This window comes from Phycicoccus sp. Root101 (assembly GCF_001426245.1).
In the GTDB taxonomy this organism is placed as follows: domain Bacteria; phylum Actinomycetota; class Actinomycetes; order Actinomycetales; family Dermatophilaceae; genus Pedococcus.
In genome coordinates this window covers 526,488-543,311 of the sequence record NZ_LMCM01000005.1, presented here as the reverse complement: position 1 = coordinate 543,311, position 16,824 = coordinate 526,488, and the positions used below count along the sequence as shown (strand labels likewise).

14 protein-coding genes are annotated in these 16,824 nt (G+C 71.4%); 4 read left to right on the top strand and 10 right to left on the bottom strand.

All coding sequences use genetic code 11. From position 1 onward, the window contains the following. Window positions 1-35: 35 nt before the first annotated feature. Both ASC58_RS07170 and ligA read right to left on the bottom strand, forming a co-directional pair. Window positions 36-503, bottom strand: coding sequence for a DUF664 domain-containing protein (locus ASC58_RS07170; RefSeq protein ID WP_056918807.1), 468 nt, complete (start codon window positions 501-503; stop codon window positions 36-38). Window position 504: 1 nt separating this feature from the next. Next, window positions 505-2,673 (bottom strand): NAD-dependent DNA ligase LigA, encoded by a 2,169-nt coding sequence (ligA, locus tag ASC58_RS07165; protein ID WP_369796214.1) that lies wholly within the window; start codon window positions 2,671-2,673, stop codon window positions 505-507. A gap of 166 nt (window positions 2,674-2,839) precedes the next feature. On the opposite strand from ligA, the gene ASC58_RS07160 reads away from it, so the two are divergent. After that, window positions 2,840-4,339, top strand: a complete 1,500-nt coding sequence (locus ASC58_RS07160) for a long-chain fatty acid--CoA ligase (RefSeq protein WP_056917005.1) — start codon at window positions 2,840-2,842, stop codon at window positions 4,337-4,339. A gap of 34 nt (window positions 4,340-4,373) precedes the next feature. Here ASC58_RS07160 and ASC58_RS07155 read toward each other — a convergent pair whose 3' ends face one another. From ASC58_RS07155 to ASC58_RS07135, 5 genes are all read right to left on the bottom strand, one after another. Next, window positions 4,374-5,408, bottom strand: a complete 1,035-nt coding sequence (locus tag ASC58_RS07155; RefSeq protein ID WP_082553039.1) for a DMT family transporter — start codon at window positions 5,406-5,408, stop codon at window positions 4,374-4,376. Between the two features lie 5 nt (window positions 5,409-5,413). Then, window positions 5,414-6,400, bottom strand: coding sequence for a methionine synthase (locus ASC58_RS07150; RefSeq protein ID WP_056917004.1), 987 nt, complete (start codon window positions 6,398-6,400; stop codon window positions 5,414-5,416). Window positions 6,401-6,535: 135 nt separating this feature from the next. Continuing rightward, window positions 6,536-6,985, bottom strand: coding sequence for an MmcQ/YjbR family DNA-binding protein (locus ASC58_RS07145; protein WP_082553038.1), 450 nt, complete (start codon window positions 6,983-6,985; stop codon window positions 6,536-6,538). A 5-nt stretch (window positions 6,986-6,990) separates the two neighbouring features. Next, the gene (gene mnmA, locus ASC58_RS07140) at window positions 6,991-8,076 is read right to left on the bottom strand and encodes a tRNA 2-thiouridine(34) synthase MnmA (protein ID WP_056918805.1); all 1,086 of its coding nucleotides are present in this window, start codon (window positions 8,074-8,076) and stop codon (window positions 6,991-6,993) included. Continuing rightward, entirely contained in the window at window positions 8,076-9,260 is a 1,185-nt protein-coding gene (locus tag ASC58_RS07135; protein WP_082553037.1) for a cysteine desulfurase family protein, read from the bottom strand. Before ASC58_RS07135 ends, mnmA begins: the two co-directional genes overlap by 1 nt. A 142-nt stretch (window positions 9,261-9,402) precedes the next feature. Between ASC58_RS07135 and ASC58_RS07130 the strand changes: the two genes are divergently transcribed. The 3 genes from ASC58_RS07130 (at window position 9,403) to ASC58_RS07120 (ending at window position 12,661) form a co-directional block, all read left to right on the top strand. Further along, window positions 9,403-9,900 carry a SigE family RNA polymerase sigma factor gene (locus ASC58_RS07130; RefSeq protein ID WP_056918804.1) on the top strand — a complete coding sequence of 166 codons (498 nt, stop codon included), beginning with the start codon at window positions 9,403-9,405 and terminating at the stop codon, window positions 9,898-9,900. Next, the gene (locus ASC58_RS07125; RefSeq protein ID WP_056918803.1) at window positions 9,890-11,047 is read left to right on the top strand and encodes a hypothetical protein; all 1,158 of its coding nucleotides are present in this window, start codon (window positions 9,890-9,892) and stop codon (window positions 11,045-11,047) included. Before ASC58_RS07130 ends, ASC58_RS07125 begins: the two co-directional genes overlap by 11 nt. A gap of 162 nt (window positions 11,048-11,209) precedes the next feature. After that, window positions 11,210-12,661, top strand: a complete 1,452-nt coding sequence (locus ASC58_RS07120; RefSeq protein WP_056918802.1) for a S8 family serine peptidase — start codon at window positions 11,210-11,212, stop codon at window positions 12,659-12,661. Between the two features lie 92 nt (window positions 12,662-12,753). Here the strand turns inward: ASC58_RS07120 and ASC58_RS07115 are convergent, their stop codons facing one another. The 3 genes from ASC58_RS07115 to ASC58_RS07105 form a co-directional block, all read right to left on the bottom strand. Continuing rightward, complete coding sequence (locus ASC58_RS07115) at window positions 12,754-13,230, bottom strand: (2Fe-2S)-binding protein (protein ID WP_056918801.1); 477 nt, start codon at window positions 13,228-13,230, stop codon at window positions 12,754-12,756. 9 nt (window positions 13,231-13,239) lie between these two features. Continuing rightward, entirely contained in the window at window positions 13,240-15,624 is a 2,385-nt protein-coding gene (locus ASC58_RS07110; RefSeq protein ID WP_235529128.1) for a molybdopterin cofactor-binding domain-containing protein, read from the bottom strand. Between the two features lie 229 nt (window positions 15,625-15,853). Then, window positions 15,854-16,813 (bottom strand): electron transfer flavoprotein subunit alpha/FixB family protein, encoded by a 960-nt coding sequence (locus tag ASC58_RS07105; protein WP_056918800.1) that lies wholly within the window; start codon window positions 16,811-16,813, stop codon window positions 15,854-15,856. Window positions 16,814-16,824: the final 11 nt, after the last annotated feature.

Genomic DNA, 16,824 nt, shown 5'->3' with positions numbered 1-16,824 from the left:
GCATCGCCGGAGGCGATGGTGGGAGGCGGCGGGGGCTAGGACTCGCCGCGGGCCTGCGCCAGCAGGAGGTCGCGCGTGACCTCCATGTGACCGCGGTGCTGCGACAGCTCCTCGTACACGTGGAAGAGCACCCCGCCCTGGGTGGCGGCGTACCAGTCCTGGCGGCCCGTCGTCGGGTTCACCGGGGGCGCCTGCGGGTTCGTCCGGGCCACCCACCCCCGCAGGGACGTGCGCATCCGGTCGACGTCTGCCGCGAGGTCGGTCACGGCGCCGACCGCCAGGAACTCTGCCTCACGGTCGCGGGGCACGATCTGGCCGAGGTTGACCGTGGACGCCCAGCGCGCGACCACACCGAGGCAGTGCGTGAGGATCGCGAAGGGGCTGTTGGCGCCGGGGATGTCCGGTCGGGTGTTGGCCAGGTCGTCCCCGAGGTCGAGGACGAGGTCGCGCATGCCGAGCAGGGCTTCGTCGCAGAACCGCAGGTAGGTCTCGGTGTCGATCACGTCAGGACTCCGTCGGGCCCGGGCCGTCCTCGAGCAACCGCCGGAACCCGGCTTCGTCGAGGATGGGCCGCCCGAGCTCGCGCGCCTTGTCCTCCTTCGACCCGGCGTTCTCACCGACGACGACGTAGTCGGTCTTCTTGGAGACCGACCCCGAGGCCTTGCCGCCGCGGGTCAGGATCGCCTCCTTCGCCTCGTCGCGCGAGAACCCCTCCAGCGACCCCGTGACGACGATGGTCAGCCCGGCGAGGGTCTGCTCCACCGACTCGTCGCGCTCGTCCTGCATGCGGACGCCGTCGGCGGCCCATCGCTCGACGATGCGCACGTGCCAGTCGTTGCCGGGCGCGTCGAACCACTCGCGCACGGCCTCGGCGATCACTCCGCCGACGCCCTCCACGGCGGCGAGCTCCTCGAGGCTGGCCGCCCGGATCTTGTCCATGGAGGCGAAGTGCTGGGCGAGGGCGCGCGCCGCCGTCGGCCCCACGTGGCGGATCGACAGGGCGACGATGACCCGCCACAACGGTTGGTCCTTCACCTGCTGGAGGTTCTCGACCAGTCGACGACCGTTGGCCGACAGGATCCGCCCGTCGACGACCTCGTCCTCGGGATCGGTCTTCCTCGCCGCACGGGTGAACAGGGGAACCTGCGCGATCTCCTTCTCCCCCAACGAGAACAACCCCGACTCGTCCTCCAGCACCCCTGACTCGAGCAGGGCGATCGAGCCCTCCCAGCCCAGCGACTCGATGTCGAAGGCACCGCGTCCGGCCAGCCCGTTGAGCCGCTCGCGCAGCTGATGCGGGCAGGTCCGGGCGTTGGGGCACCGGATGTCCTTGTCGCCCTCCTTCTCCGGCTTGAGGGCGGTGCCGCACGAGGGGCAGTGCGTCGGCATGACGAACTCGCGCTCGGTGCCGTCGCGCAGCTCCACCACCGGACCGAGGATCTCGGGGATCACGTCACCGGCCTTGCGCAGCACGACGGTGTCGCCGATGAGCACCCCCTTGCGCCGCACCTCGTCGCCGTTGTGCAGGGTCGCCCGCTCCACGGTCGAGCCGGCGACGAGCACCGGCTCCATCACGCCGAACGGGGTGACCCGGCCCGTGCGGCCGACGCCGACCTGGATGTCGAGCAGCTTGGTGTTGACCTCCTCCGGCGGGTACTTGTAGGCGATCGCCCAGCGCGGCGCCCGCGAGGTGGACCCGAGCTGGCGCTGGACGCTCACCTCGTCGACCTTGACGACGATGCCGTCGAGCTCGTGCTCGACGCTGTGCCGCTGCTCCCCGAAGTGCACGACGAACGCCTGCACGTCCTCGATGGTGTCGACCACCTTGTAGTGGCTCGAGATCGGCAGCCCCCACTCGCGCAGCAGCTCGTAGGCCTGCGACTGCCGGGTCAGCTCGAGGCCCTCACGGAACCCGATGCCGTGGACGAGCATGTGCAGCGGGCGGCTCGCGGTGACGCGCGGGTCCTTCTGCCGCAACGACCCCGCGGCGGAGTTGCGGGGGTTGGCGAAGGGCGGCTTGCCCGCCTCGACCAGCGAGGCGTTGAGGTCCGCGAACCCCTCGATCGGGAAGAAGACCTCCCCCCTGATCTCGACCCTCGCCGGGTGGTCGGTGCCGGCCAGCTGGTGGGGTATGCCGTCGATCGTCCGGACGTTGTTGGTCACGTCCTCCCCCGTGCGGCCGTCTCCACGGGTGAGCGCACGGACGAGGCGGCCCTTCTCGTAGAGCAGGTTGACGGCGAGGCCGTCGATCTTCAGCTCGCACAGGTAGTGGAAGTCCGTGGTCCCCGAGTCCCGCGTGACCCGGGCCGCCCACGCGGCGAGCTCCTCCGGGGAGAAGCAGTTGTCCAGCGACAGCATGCGCTCGAGGTGGTCGACCGCCTGGAAGTCGGTGCTGAACACCGCTCCCCCGACCTGCTGGGTCGGGCTCTCGGGCGTGCGCAGCTCCGGGTGCTCGTCCTCGAGCTCGTTGAGCCGGCGGATCAACGCGTCGTAGTCCCCGTCGCTGATCGTCGGTGCGTCCTTGACGTGGTAGGCGAACTGGGCCGCGCTGGCCTGCTCCGCGAGGTCGGCCCACTCGTGACGGGCCTGGTCCGGGACGCTGGTCGAGACGATCTCACTCACGGGGGTCATCCTGCCGCACCCCACCGACGGTGGGGAGGACGGACGCGGCACTCCCGGGACGGCTCCGACGTTCCCCGGGTGGCCGCGCCCGCGGCCGACGCCTGCGCTCGACCCCCGGGCACGCGCCATACGACGGCGTCGTCCCCCGGCCCCGTGGCCAAACCCGGTCGGAGCCGCAAGGATGAGTGGACCAGTTCCCCGACGATGCGGAGCCCAGATGACGAACCTCGCGACCAACCTGGTCACCACGGCGCGCAAGACGCCCGACCAGGCAGCCATCAAGTTCAGGGGCAACGACCTGAGCTACGCCCACCTGCACGCCATGGCGGCCAAGGTGGCCGGATCGCTGCGCGCCGCAGGGGTCGAGCCCGGCGACCGGGTGGCGATCATCCTGCCGAACGTCCCGGCGTTCCCCGTCGTCTTCTTCGGGTCGCTGCTCGCGGGGGCGATCGTCGTGCCGATGAACCCGCTGCTCAAGGCTGGCGAGATCGACTTCTTCTTCAGCAACTCCGGCGCCAAGGTCGCCTTCGTCTGGCCGGACTTCGTGGCCGAGGCCACGGAGGGCGCGAAGAACTCGGGCACCCGCATCGTCCAGTGCGGGCCGCTCGGCCCGGACGAGGGCGCCCTCGAGGACGGCGAACCCATCGCCGAGCCGACCGAGCGCGACGACGACGACACGGCGATCGTGCTCTACACCTCGGGCACCACCGGCCGCCCGAAGGGGGCCGAGCTCACGCACAGGAACATCCACCTCAACGCCTACCGCAGTGCGGTCGACATCCAGGAGACGACGAACGACGACGTGGTGATGGGTTGCCTGCCCCTGTTCCACGTGTTCGGGCTGGTCGTCGGGCTCAACGCCGCGGTCATCGCCGGCGCTGCGCTCGCCCTGATCCCGCGGTTCGACCCCGCTGAGGCCATCAAGGTCATCAACGACGAGAAGGTCACGATCATGATGGGCGTGCCCACCATGTATGCCGCGATCCTCAACCACCCCGACTCCGACGCCATGGACGCCACGTCGCTGCGGACCTGCTGCTCTGGTGGTTCGGCGATGCCGCACGAGGTGATGAAGGCGTTCGAGGACAAGTTCGGCTGCGTCATCCTCGAGGGGTACGGGCTGTCCGAGACCTCTCCCGTCGCGTCGTTCAACATGCCCACGCGGGAGCGCAAGCCCGGCACCATCGGGGTCGCTATCCCCGGCTGCGAGATGAAGCTCGTCGACCTCGAGGGCAACGACGTCCCGGCCGGTGACGGCGTCGGCGAGATCGCCATCCGTGGCGACAACGTCATGAAGGGCTACTGGCGCAACCCCGAGGCGACGGCCGAGGCCATCCCTGACGGTTGGTTCCGGACCGGGGACCTGGCGACCATGGACGACGAGGGCTACTTCACGATCGTCGACCGCAAGAAGGACATGATCCTGCGCGGTGGCATGAACGTGTACCCGCGTGAGGTCGAGGAGGTCCTGTACGAGCACCCCGACGTCCTCGAGGCCGCTGTCGTGGCCGTGCCCGACGACCTGCTCGGCGAGGACGTGGGGGCGGCGGTCGCGCTCAAGCCGGGTGCGACGGCGACGCTCGAGGACGTGCAGGCGTTCGTGAAGTCGAAGATCGCGGCCTACAAGTACCCGCGCCACATCTGGGCCGTCGACGAGCTGCCGAAGGGACCGACCGGCAAGATCCTGCGCCGCGAGGTCAGCAAGCCCTCGGCCTGAGGCGGCCGAAAGCCCTGGCCCTGGGCCTAGGGCCTCAGGCCGGTGTCCCGCCCGGTGCCCGACGGCGCCGGGCGGGCAGGCCGATGACCACGGCCGACACCAGGACGATGACGGCACCGAGCAGCTGCGGCCACGCGAGGTGCTCGTCCAGGACGAGGACGCCGAGCACGACCGAGACGACCGGGATCAGGTACGTCACCGTCGTGCTCACAGTCGCCCCCGCACCGCGCACCACGTCGAACTGGAGCATGTACGCGAGCCCGGTGCCCACGACGCCGAGCACCAGCACGCACAGGAGCGGGGTGAGCCAGCCACCCCCGGAGGGGTCGGCGTGGACGCTCCACGGCGCGGCATACGTGTCGCGGTGCAGCGCCCACCAGACGAGGAGCACGGGCGCCATGAGGACCGAGCCCACCACGAGCAGGGCGGTCGGCATGGACAGCCCGCCCAGGTCGGCGTTGCCGAGGAACCGGCGGTTGTAGGTCCAGCCCAGGCCGTAGCAGGCACCGGCCACGAGGGTCATGCCGAAGCCGAGCAGGTCGGGGCGGCCGGACGACTCCCACGGCTGGGTGATCACCACCACCCCGGCGAACCCGATGAGCACGGCCGCGAGCTTGCGCGGGGACAGCCGGTCGCTCGGGAGCAGGAGCAACGCGAAGAACAGAGCGGCGATCGGCGTCGTCGCGTTGCCGATGCCGGCGAGCGCGCTGGACACCCGCTCCTCCCCCAGCGCGAACAGGCTGAACGGCATCGCCGTGAGGAAGATGCCCGAGACCGTCAGGTGCGCCCACGTGCGCGGCTCGCGCGGCAGCCGCCCGCCGGTGACCGCGAGCAGCACCACGAGGGTGAGCGTGCCGGCGTAGATCCGCAGCCCCGAGATCTGCAGGGGCGCCATGGTGCGCAGCCCCACCTTCATGAGGAGGAAGCTCGATCCCCAGATCAGCGCGAGCATGAGGTACTTCGCCTGCCACGGGACCCGCGTCGTCGACCGCCCGGCAGTCGGGGTCGACGGGGTGCCGGCGGCCGCGACGGTCGTCGGGACGGCGGGGGTGTTCGTCGTGCTGCTCATCGGTGTCAGCCCTCAGCTCGTTCGGTCCACTCGGCAGCCACCTCGACCGCCTTCCGTTGAACGCCCCAGGCCCCCTGGGGTGTGAGCCCGGCCAGCCCGCAGGTCGGCGTGGCGACCAGGTCGGCCAGTCCCTTCGGGGACAACCCGGCGTCCGACCAGCCGCGCTCGACGAGGCCCGCAGCGGTCTTGCTCGTGCTCGAACCGTCCGTGGCCAGGCACCCCGCCCACAGCGCGACCCCCTGTTCGGTGGTCGCCGCGATCGACTCCCACCGTTGCGGCGTCAGGTCGGTCACGTCGAGCGCGACGGCACCGACACCGGTGGCCCGCAGGAGCGGCAGCGGTATGGCGCGGTCGCAGCAGTGCACGACCGTGGCCCGGCCGCCGGCGGCCTCGAGGACCTCGGAGAGACCGTTCCTCGCCCGCTGCGGGTCCACGGGTCGCAGGTGGCCGTAGCCGGAGGCTGTGGGCAGGTGGCCGGCGAGGACGGCCGGCAGGGAGGGTTCGTCCACCTGCAGCACCAGGCGGGCGCCGGGGACGAGTCGTTGCACGGTGTCGAGGTGGAGGCGGATCCCCTCAGCCAGCGAACCCGTGAGGTCACGGACCGCGCCGGGGTCGACCAGGACCTTCTCGCCACGCGTCAGCTCGAGGTTGGCGGCCAGGGTCCACGGACCGGTGCACTGGAGCTTGAGCTCCCCCTCCCAGCCGTCGAAGGCCTCGGCCAGCTCGTCGAGGTCCTCGCGAAGGAATGCGCCCGTGCGGGACGCGTCGTGACCGGGTCGCTCGACGAGGCGCCAGCCGGCTGGCTGCAGGTCGACGTGCAGGTCGACGAGCAGGCCTGCGGCTCGGCCGACCATGTCGGCGCCGGGTCCGCGGGCCGGCAGCTCCGGGAGGTACGGGATGTGGTCGTCGACGGCGAGGATCTCGCGGACCCCGCGGAGGGCCTCACGGATGTCGGTGCCGGGAAGGGAGCCGATACCGGTTGCGCGAGCCACGGCCCCGACTCTAGACCGCACCGGTGACACCTCCTGACCACGTCGGTCGGGCCTGCCCCTCGCTCACCGCTTTGGGTGCCTGGACGGTCCGAATTCCGACCGTCCGGGCACCCAAAGCGGGGCGACGGAGGGCGGTCAGCGGGTGTCGTGCTCGGCCTGCAGCCGCTTCGGTGCCACCTGTCGCCAGGCGTCCTCGACGACCGCTTCGACCCGGTCCCAGTCGATGTCGTCGACGTCCAGGCGGACCCCGACCCATCCGCGGCTGCCGACGTACGGCGGCCGGAAGTAGCGCTCCGGCTCTGCGGCTACCAGGGACCCTTGGACCCCCTCCGGCGCCGCCGCCCAGAACCCCACCCGGTCGTCGTGGTGGCGCTGGGAGGTCATGACGAACATCTTCTTCCCGCCCGCGAACCAGCAGGGTTCACCGTGGGACGCCCGCTCCTGCGTGGCAGGGAACGCCAGGCACAGCGCCCGGACCCGGGCCAGCGGCGTGCCCTCGAGGATCTCCCGCCCGGGGAGCACCCCGCCGACGCCCGCACCGACGCCCCGGGCAGCGCTCGCGTCCGCACCTCCCTCCGGCGCCATACGCGTCAGCGCTCGAGCCAGCTCTGCGCGATGGTGGCCGAACCCACCACGCGCGTGCCCTCGTACAGCACCACGGACTGGCCGGGGGCCACACCGCGCAGCCGCGAGCCGAGGCGGACCTCGACCTCCTCACCCGAGGCCCACGCCTCGGCAGGGACCTCCTCGCCGTGCGCACGCACCTGGGCGCCGACCGACACCACACCCTCGGGAGGTGCACCGCACCAGCGGGCGTGGTCGCCCCGGATCGCGTTGACCCCCAGGAGGTCTGCCGTGCCGATCGTGACGGTGTTGGTCGAGGCGTCCACCCCGACGACGTACCGCGGCTCGCCGTCCTGGCTGGACCGCGGCAGGCCCAGGCCTCGGCGTTGCCCGACGGTGTAGCCGTAGGAGCCCGCGTGCGCCCCCACGACCTCGCCGGAGGCCGCGTCGACGATGTCGCCGGCCTGCTCCCCGAGGCGGGACGTGAGCCAGCCGCGCGTGTCGCCGTCGGCGATGAAGCAGATGTCGTGGGAGTCGGGCTTGGAGGCGATGTAGAACCCGCGCTCCCTTGCCTCCGAACGGATCTCGGGCTTCGCGGTGTCCCCGAGGGGGAAGAATGCGCGGGACAGCTGTTCGGCGTCGAGCACCCCCAGGACGTAGGACTGGTCCTTGGCCATGTCCACCGCGCGGTGCAGCTCGCGCTCGCCGCCGGGACTCTCCACGATCTGCGCGTAGTGACCCGTGGCCACGGCGTCGAAGCCCAGCGCCACGGCCTTGTCGAGCAGTGCCGAGAACTTGATCTTCTCGTTGCAGCGCAGGCACGGGTTCGGGGTGCGCCCTTCTGAGTACTCCGCGACGAAGTCCTCCATGACGTCCCGCTTGAACCGGGCAGCCATGTCCCAGACGTAGAACGGGATGCCGAGCATGTCGGCCACCCGACGGGCGTCGCCGGCGTCCTCGATGGTGCAGCACCCGCGGGCCGACTCACGCAACGTGGCCGCGCTCTGCGAGAGCGCGAGGTGGACCCCCACGACCTCGTGACCGGCATCGAGCATCCGGGCGGCGGCGACGGCGGAGTCCACTCCCCCGGACATCGCGGCGACGACGCGCATCAGGCCGCCCCGCTGGCCCTGCGGGCCCGCTCGACGGCCGCCGGCAGCGCAGCCAGGACGGCGTCGACATCCGCATCGGTGGACGTGTGGCCGAGGGTGAGCCGCAGGGCGCCCCGGGCCGAGCCCTCGGGGATGCCCATGGCGAGCAGGACGTGCGAGGGCTGGGGCACCCCGGCCTGGCACGCCGAACCCGTCGAGCACTCGACCCCCGCGGCGTCGAGCAGGTAGAGCAACGAGTCGCCCTCGCAGCCCGGCACGAGCAGGTGGGCGTTCCCGGGAAGCCGGCGCACGGTGTCGCCCGCCTCCCACGCGCCCGTCACGGTGATGTCGTAGGGCAGCGCCTGCGCGGACGTGACCAGCCGGTCACGCAGGGCCGCGAGGCGGCCGGCCTCGGAGCCGAGGGCGGCCACGGACTCCTCGAGGGCGACGGCGAACGCACGGATGGCCGGCACGTCGAGCGTGCCGCTGCGGATCTGGCGCTCCTGGCCACCACCGAAGGACTGCGGGACGACCTTGGCGTCGCGCCGCACGACGAGGGCACCGATGCCCAGGGGGCCGCCGACCTTGTGTCCGGTCACGGTCATGAGGTCGACGCCCGAGGCGGTGAAGTCGACGGGGACGTGGCCGGCCGCCTGCACCGCGTCGGTGTGGAACGGGATCCCGAACTCGTGGGCCAGCGCCGCCAGCTCCGCCACCGGCTGGATCGTCCCGACCTCGTTGTTGGCCCACATCACCGTGACGAGCGCGACCGAGCCCGGGTCCTGCTCGATGGCCGCGCGCACCGCGGCGACCGTCACGACCCCGGAGGCGTCGGGGTCGACCCAGGTCGCCTTCGCGCCGTCGTGGGTGACGAGGTGGTCGACGCAGTCGAGCACCGCGTGGTGCTCGATGGCACTGGCCACGATCCGGATGCGGGCGGGGTCGGCGTCGCGCCGCGCCTCCCACGTGCCGGCGACCGCGAGGTTGTCGGACTCGGTGCCACCCGAGGTGAAGACGACCTCGGACGGTCGCGCCCCCAGGGCCTTCGCGATCCGCTCCCGGGACTCCTCCACGACGCGGCGGGCCAGCCGCCCGCTGGTGTGCAGGGAGGAGGCGTTGCCGGGGACGGTGAGCTGTTCGGCCATCGCCGCCGCGGCCGATGGGAGCATCGGCGTGGTGGCGGCGTGGTCGAGGTAGGCGGGCACCTGCGAAGTTTACGCGTCGGGCGCTCAACCTTCAGTGCCAGTCTGGCGTTGGGTACGGCAGCCGGGTCCACCACGGAGCCGGGGCGCAACAGGCCGTGGTCCACCCGGACGGGTCCGCGGAGGGAGCTCGGGAGGGGAACGCATGAGGGCACGGGACGACGGGGCGTTCGAGTCCTTCGCCGCGCGCGTGACACCACGTCTGCTCCGCACGGCCTGGCTGCTCACCGGCGACCCCACGCGCGCGGAGGACGCGGCCCAGGAGGCCCTGGTCCGGCTGTACGTCGTGTGGCCGCGCGTGCGTCACGACGAGCCGGAGGCCTACTGCCACCGGATCCTGCGCAACCACGTCGTCAGCACCTGGCGCAAGGAGCGCCGCCTCGTCCTGGTCGACGAGGTCCGTGACACCCCGTGGAACCGCACGGACGACGCCCCGGAGAGGCTCGACCTGGTGCGCGCCCTCGCGTTGCTCCCTCCTCGCGAGCGCGAGGTCGTGGTGCTGCGCCACTACGCAGACTTCTCCGAACGCACGGTGGCGGAGATGCTCGGGATCAGCGTCGGCACCGTGAAGTCGTCTGCATCCCGCGGTCTGGAACGACTGCGAATCCTCATCGGAGACAAGGGAGACGCTCATGTCCAGTGACCGCGACGTCATCGAGCTGCTGCACACCGAGACCGCTCCGGCCATGCACGTGAACCTGACCGAGGTCATCGCGCAAGGGCGGGCCCGCACCCGGCGTCGGTCGGCCACCGTGGCCGTGGCTGCCTGCGCTGCCGCCGTGGCCGCGATCGCCCTCGGGTCCTCCGTCCTGTCCTCCCCCGGCAACGACACCACGACGCCCGCCGGACCGAGTGGGTCGTCGGTGTCGACCGCACCCACCTCTGGGACCGACGGCCCTCACGACGTGCCCGCCCCGGGGCTCACCGGACGTCGCTCCTTGACGGTCGGCGACGCCCGGTACGCGCTGGCGGTCGCGGACGGAGAGCTCACCATCGACGTGGTCCGCGACGGCCACCGCGAGCGCAGTGTCACGGGGATCCTCGGGAGCGGCGGCGCGTGGCGCGTCGTCGAGGGCACGGGCGGCCATTTGGTCGTCGTCGGAATCGTCCCCGGCGTGACCGACGCGATCGAGCTGAAGCCCCTGGCGGGCCAGCCGGTCCAGAAGCCCATCGTGGCCCTGGCCCCGGGGCGGGACTTCACGGCGTTCGTCGTGACGTTCGCCAAGCCCCTGATCGCGGCGACGCCGGCAGCCGACATCGGCTGGCGCGGCGCGGGGCAGGAAGTTTCGTGGATCCTCGGCACCGAGCCCCAGATGGCGGCCTTCGGCGTGACCATGGACGGCGAGGGCGCCACACCCCTGACGCCCTACGACTTCACCCAGACGGGGCCCACAGGTGCAGGCACCCCGACCAGCGTCGTCATCTCGATCGACCTGCCGGCTGCGCGGGTCGGGGGCACCGTCGTCGCGAGCCTGCAGGGCGACCTGGTCGTGAAGGACCCCAGCGGGATGACCGCCACGCTCGCCGGCGCGGACCCGGAGTCCACGCTCGCGCGGGGGACCTTCCAGCTCGCCGACGGCCGAACCTTCGTCTGGGGGGTCGCACCGGCCGGCACGACCGCCGTGGTGCTCCACGCCTCCGCGGGGGCCACGGTCGGCAAGCCCGTCCTGGCGGACCTGATGGGCTCCTGGACCGCGTTCGCCGTCGAGGTCGAGGGCACGAACCCGCGGATCACGGGCATCGAGGTCACGCTGAGTGGCGACCGGGGCAGCTTCTCCATCATGGAGTAGCACCGCCCGGTACCTGGCCTCGGGCGGTCCCGGGACCGTGCGACCTGCCGTTCCTTGACCCTCCCTTGACCTACCCGCGCGTAACCACGGCGTGCGGGCCCTCGTTGTCCGGTCACACGCACGACCACCGAAGAAGCTGGTCGGCTCCTCGAAAGGGATCCCATGCGCACTGTGACACGAACCCGGGCAGCACTCGCTGCCGCGGCCCTGGCCACCGTGGCCCTCGCTGCCCCGGCCTCGGCCGGCCTGCTCCCGGCAGGCTCGTCGCTCGCCCCCGTCCAGCCGTGGCTCTCCTCACAGCTCGGCACCCTCCAGGCGGCCACCCCGACCACCGTCCTCGTGCACGGCACCGACACCGCCGCCGCGAAGCGCGCTGTCGCCGCCGCCGGGCTCCGGCCCGTGACCACGTTCGACAAGATCGGCGTCGTCGTGGCGACCGGCCTCCCCGCCCAGATCCAGGCCGTCCGTGGCGAGTCCGGGGTGACCTACGTCGAGGGCAACCAGCCCATCGCGTTCACCCTCGCGACCTCCAACAAGGCCACCCGCGGCGATGAGGCCCGGAACACCCTCACCGGTGCCAACGGCACGAGCCTGGACGGCAAGGGGGTGTCCGTCGCCGTGATCGACTCCGGGGTCGACCCGAGCCACCCGTTCCTGCAGAACGCCGATGGGACGTCCGCGGTCGTCAAGAACCTCAAGATGGTCTGCGAGCCGCTCACCGAGAGCACCTGCGCCCCTGTCGACGCGGGCCCGCTCGACACCGATCTCGTCTCCGGTGGTGGGCACGGCATGCACGTCAACGGCATCGTCGCCGGCCGTGACGTCACCCTCTCCGACGGCACCAAGATGCACGGCGCCGCCCCCGGGGCCAGCCTGGTCAGCATCAGCACGGGTGCGGTCCTGTTCATCATCGGCGCCGACTCCGCCCTCAACTGGGTGCTGGAGAACCACGCCGCACCCTGTGGCGCAGGGGTCTCCGCGGCGAAGTGCCCGCCGATCAAGGTGACGAGCAACTCCTACGGCCCGACCGGTGGTGGCGCCTTCGACCCCAACTCCGCGACGGTCAAGCTCCAGCGTGAGCTGGTCAAGGAGGGTGTGGTGAGCGTCTGGGCCAACGGCAACGACGGTGGCGACGGTTCGACCTCGCTGTCCAACCCGCCCGGCATGGACCCGACCCCCGGCATCCTCTCGGTCGCGTCGTTCTTCGACCAGAACACCGGTACCCGCGACGGCACCGTGTCCGACTTCTCCAGCCGCGGGAAGAACGGGGACCAGTCCACGTACCCCGACATCTCGGCGCCCGGTGAGTCCATCACGAGCTCCTGCCGCATCTACCTCCCGATCTGCAGCACGGGTCTGGACCCCAAGGAAGCCGGCGACTACAACACCATCAGCGGCACCTCGATGGCCACGCCGCACATCTCCGGCATCGTCGCCCAGCTCTTCCAGGCGAACCCGTCGGCGACCCCGGCCCAGGTCGAGGCGGCGATCGAGTCGACCGCCTACAAGTACACCGACGGCGCCCCCTACGAGGCCGGGACCAACGGCAGCACGAGCTTCGACAAGGGCCACGGCCTGGTCGACGTCGTTGCGGCCGCCAACGCCATCCGCTGACAACCCCCAGCCCGGCGGATGACGCCGAACGCCCCGGACCGCGCGTGGTCCGGGGCGTTCGTGCGTATGGCGCGTGGGCGCCATACACGGGCTCACATCCGGGCTGCGCCGTCCCGGATGGCTTCACGGATCCGGTTGTAGGTGCCGCAGCGACAGACGTTGCGGATGGCGTCGAGATCGGCGTCGGTGATCTCCCGGCCCTCAGCGCGCACCTTGTGGACCAGGGCCACCGCGGCCATGATCTGCCCGGGCTGGCAGTAGCCGCACTGGGCCACGTCGCGTTCGAGCCACGCCTCCTGCATCGGGTGCAGGTCGCCGGGCGCCGTGGCGGCCAGTCCCTCGATCGTCGTCACCTCGTCCGTCGCCTCGAGGTCGCCCACGCGGACCGAGCAGGGATTGAACGCCTTCCCGTTGATGTGGGAGGTGCAGGCCTTGCAGACGTTGATGCCGCAGCCGTACTTGGGTCCGGTGTAGCCCAGGACGTCGCGCAGGACCCAGAGGAGCCGGACATCGTCCGCCACGTCGACGGTGACGATCTCGCCGTTCACGGTGAAGGTGTGCTGTGCCATCAGGGCTCCTCAGTAGGTGTGGGACAAGCCGTCGGTGGGCGACGCCGGCACCGGGGGGACGAAGGTCTTCGGGGTGAACGAGACGGTCCCGTGGTTGACCGGGAAGCGCGTGGGGACCGTCCCGGTGGCGCGGGCGTAGGCGCAGGCGGTCGCGGCGACAGAGGCCGCGACACCGGCCTCTCCCGCACCGCCGGGCAGGTCGCGGTCGGAGGGCATGACGATGCACTCGAAGGTCGGCGGGATGTTCCACTGCCGGGTGTAGAAGTAGTTGTCCCAGCTGGCCTCGAGGAAGTGACCGTCCTGCAGGTGGTTGCTGCTCGTGAGCGCAAGGGCGATGCCGTCGGAGACGCCGCCCATCATCTGGGCCTCGAGGCCCCTTGGGTTGACCACGAGCCCTGCGTCGATGGCGATGACTGCCTTGGTCACCCGCGGCCCGGTGACGGCGTCCCGGACGGTGCGGTTCACCGTCTCTGGACGGCAGTCGATCTCGACGAGCACCGCGGTCGCGCCCTTGTACTCCGAGTGCACGGCGATGCCCTGCGCGGTACCGGCAGGCATGGCACGACCCCACCTCCCGACCTCGACGACCTTGCGCAGGCAGGCCTTGACCCGCTCGTTCTTGAGGAACTCGAGCCGGAAGGCCACCGGGTCCTTGCCCAGCTTCTTCGCCAGCTGGTCGACGAACAGCTCGTTCGCGCAGGCGACGTCGGGTGAGTAGATGTTGCGCATGCTGCCGGTGTTGAAGCCCATGTCGACCTCGTTGAGCAGCTGGGTGACCACGCCGAAGTCGTACGGCAGCTCCTGGGTGAGCGTGAAGATCGACTGGGCGAACCCGAGGTTGCCCAGTCCCGCGGGGAGCTCGGCAGCCATCGCGGTGAGCCGCTCCCCCAGCCCGTGCGAGAAGTCCGTCTGGATGCTGGTGTGGCGTTGTTCGAAGGTCAGCACGTCCGACCCGAGCAGGGTGGCCCGGATGCGTGAGGTGGCCATCGGATGGGTGCGCCCCTGACGGGGTTCGTCGGCGCGGTGCCACATGAGCTTGACCGGCTTGCCCATCGCCTTGGAGATCTTCGCTGCTTCGATGGCTGCATCGCCGAAGAGCTTGTGCCCGAACGACCCTCCACCGGTGACGACGTTGACCTTGACGCTGGTCTGGGGCAGCCCGAGGGCGTCCGCGATGTTGCGCTGCGCGACGATCGGGGACTTCAGGCCCGCCCACACCGTGGCCCGGCCGGCGCGCACGTCGGCGATGGCGCAGTTGGGTTCGAGGGCCGCGCTGCTGCGGAACATGAACTCGAACCGCAGATCGACGGTCCTGGCCAGCAGGGGCACCTTCGGGACCGCCATCGGCAGCTCGGCGGCCTTGAGCCGGCGCAGCACCGACTCGTCGGACTCACCGGCGACCGTTCCGGGGTTCCACGTCACCTCCAGGGCGCGGACGGCGTCGATGCACTGGCCGAACGTCGCAGCCCGCACGGCCACCCCGGTGTCCACGACGACGACGTCGGTGACCCCCGGCATGGCCTGGACTGCGGGAAGGTTCTGCACGCTGCGTGCCGAACCGTTGAGCGTCGGTGGGCGGCAGACCATCGTGGGCAACGCGTCCGGCACGGCCAGGTCCATCGTGAACTTCTTGCGCCCCGTCACGGCGTCGCGGGCGTCCACGCGGTTCTGCGGGGTGCCGACCACCCGGAACGACGACGTCGACTTCAGGTTCACCCTGACCGGCACCGTCTGGGCGCTGGCCGCGAGGGCGGCGAGCTGTCCGTAGGTGGCGCTGCCGCCGGCGGTGTCGGTGATGACCCCACTTCGGGCGGTCAGCGAGGACACCTGGGCACCGAGCAGGGTCGCCGCAGCCGCGAGGAGCCGTCCCCTGGCGACGGCTGCGGCCACCCGGATCGGGGTGTACATCGACTCCATCGTGTTGGAGCCACCGGTGAGCTGGTTGAAGACCAGCTCCGGACGGGCCGGGGCGAGGGTCACCTCGACCTTGTCGAGGGGCAGGTCGAGCTCCTCGGCGATGAGCATGGCGGCAGCGGTGGTGATCCCTTGGCCGACCTCCATCCGGGGGATCGCGAAGTGGGCGACCCCGTTCCCGTCCAGGGTGATGGTGATGAGCTGCGACGTCGGGAGCGCCGACCTCGTCTGCAGGTCGCCCAGGTCGAAGACCTCGGCCACCTGCGGTCCGCTCGGGACCGCAGCGGCAGCGGGCCTGGCTCCCGTGGTGAGCTCTGCCGCGACGGCCAGGGTCGTGCCGGCCACGACGTACCCGAGGAACCCACGGCGGGACAGGCCCCGTCGTCCGTCGCCCGGTGGTGAGTCCGGCGGACTCTGCGCGAGCAGCTGCTCGGCCTCCTGTGGGTCGGGGCGGGCGGGCTGGGCGGGCACGGTCGTCACTGACGGGTCCTCTCACCAGGCTGAGCACATGACGTCGCGACGGTGCGACATCCACGGGACCCGCGTGCGGGCCCCCGCGTGCTGGTTTCCGGACATTCGGCACCGAGGGGGCGGCCGGATGGGGTCATGTCCACGATCCGGACATTTCACCGCATGACGCCCACGCGCCATCCGAGAGAAGGGCCCCCGACCACATGGCCGGGGGCCCTTCTACGGGGTCTGCCGAGGACTAGCCCTTGGCGGCCTTCACCGCGTCGGTGGCCTGCGGCAGGACCGCGAAGAGGTCGCCCACGACGCCGAAGTCGACGAGCTCGAAGATCGGCGCCTCCTCGTCCTTGTTGATGGCGATGATCGTCTTCGAGGTCTGCATGCCGGCGCGGTGCTGGATGGCGCCGGAGATGCCGCACGCGACGTACAGCTGCGGCGAGACCTGCTTGCCGGTCTGGCCGACCTGCGAGGTGTGCGGGTACCAGCCGGCGTCGACGGCGGCGCGCGAGGCACCGACGGCCGCACCGAGGGAGTCGGCGAAGTCCTCCACCTTGGAGAAGTCGCCACCCGTGCCACGACCACCGGAGACCACGATCGCGGCCTCGGTCAGCTCGGGACGCCCGGTGGCCTGCTTCGGCTTGGACTCGGTGATCTTCGCACCCTTGGCGGCATCGGAGACCTCGATCGAGACGACCTCGTCGGCCGCTGCTCCGGCGTGCTCCTCGGGAGCGGCGGAGTTGGGCTTCACGGTGACGATGGGCGTGCCCTTGGTGACCGTCGAGGTGACGGAGTAGGAGCCGGCGAAGACGGACTGCGTGGTCTTCACGCCACCGCCGTCACCCGCCTGCACGTCGACGGCGTCGGTGATCAGACCGGACTCGGTCTTGATCGCCAGGCGCGCGGCGATCTCCTTGCCGGCGGAGTTGCTCGGGATGAGCACGGCGGCCGGCGAGGCCGACGCGACGAGCTGCGCGAGCACCTCGGCCTGCGGGGCCACGAGGTGGTCGGTCACGTCGGCGGACTCCACGCGGTAGACCTTCTCCGCGCCGTACTTCGCGAGGGCCTCCTTGGCGGCGTCGAAGCCGTCGCCGACGAAGACGGCGGACGGCTCGCCGAGGCGGCGGGCGATGGTCAGGAGCTCAGCGGTGGTCTTGCGGACGGTGCCGTTCGCGTGGTCGACCAGGACGAGTACTTCAGCCATGGGGTGTTCCT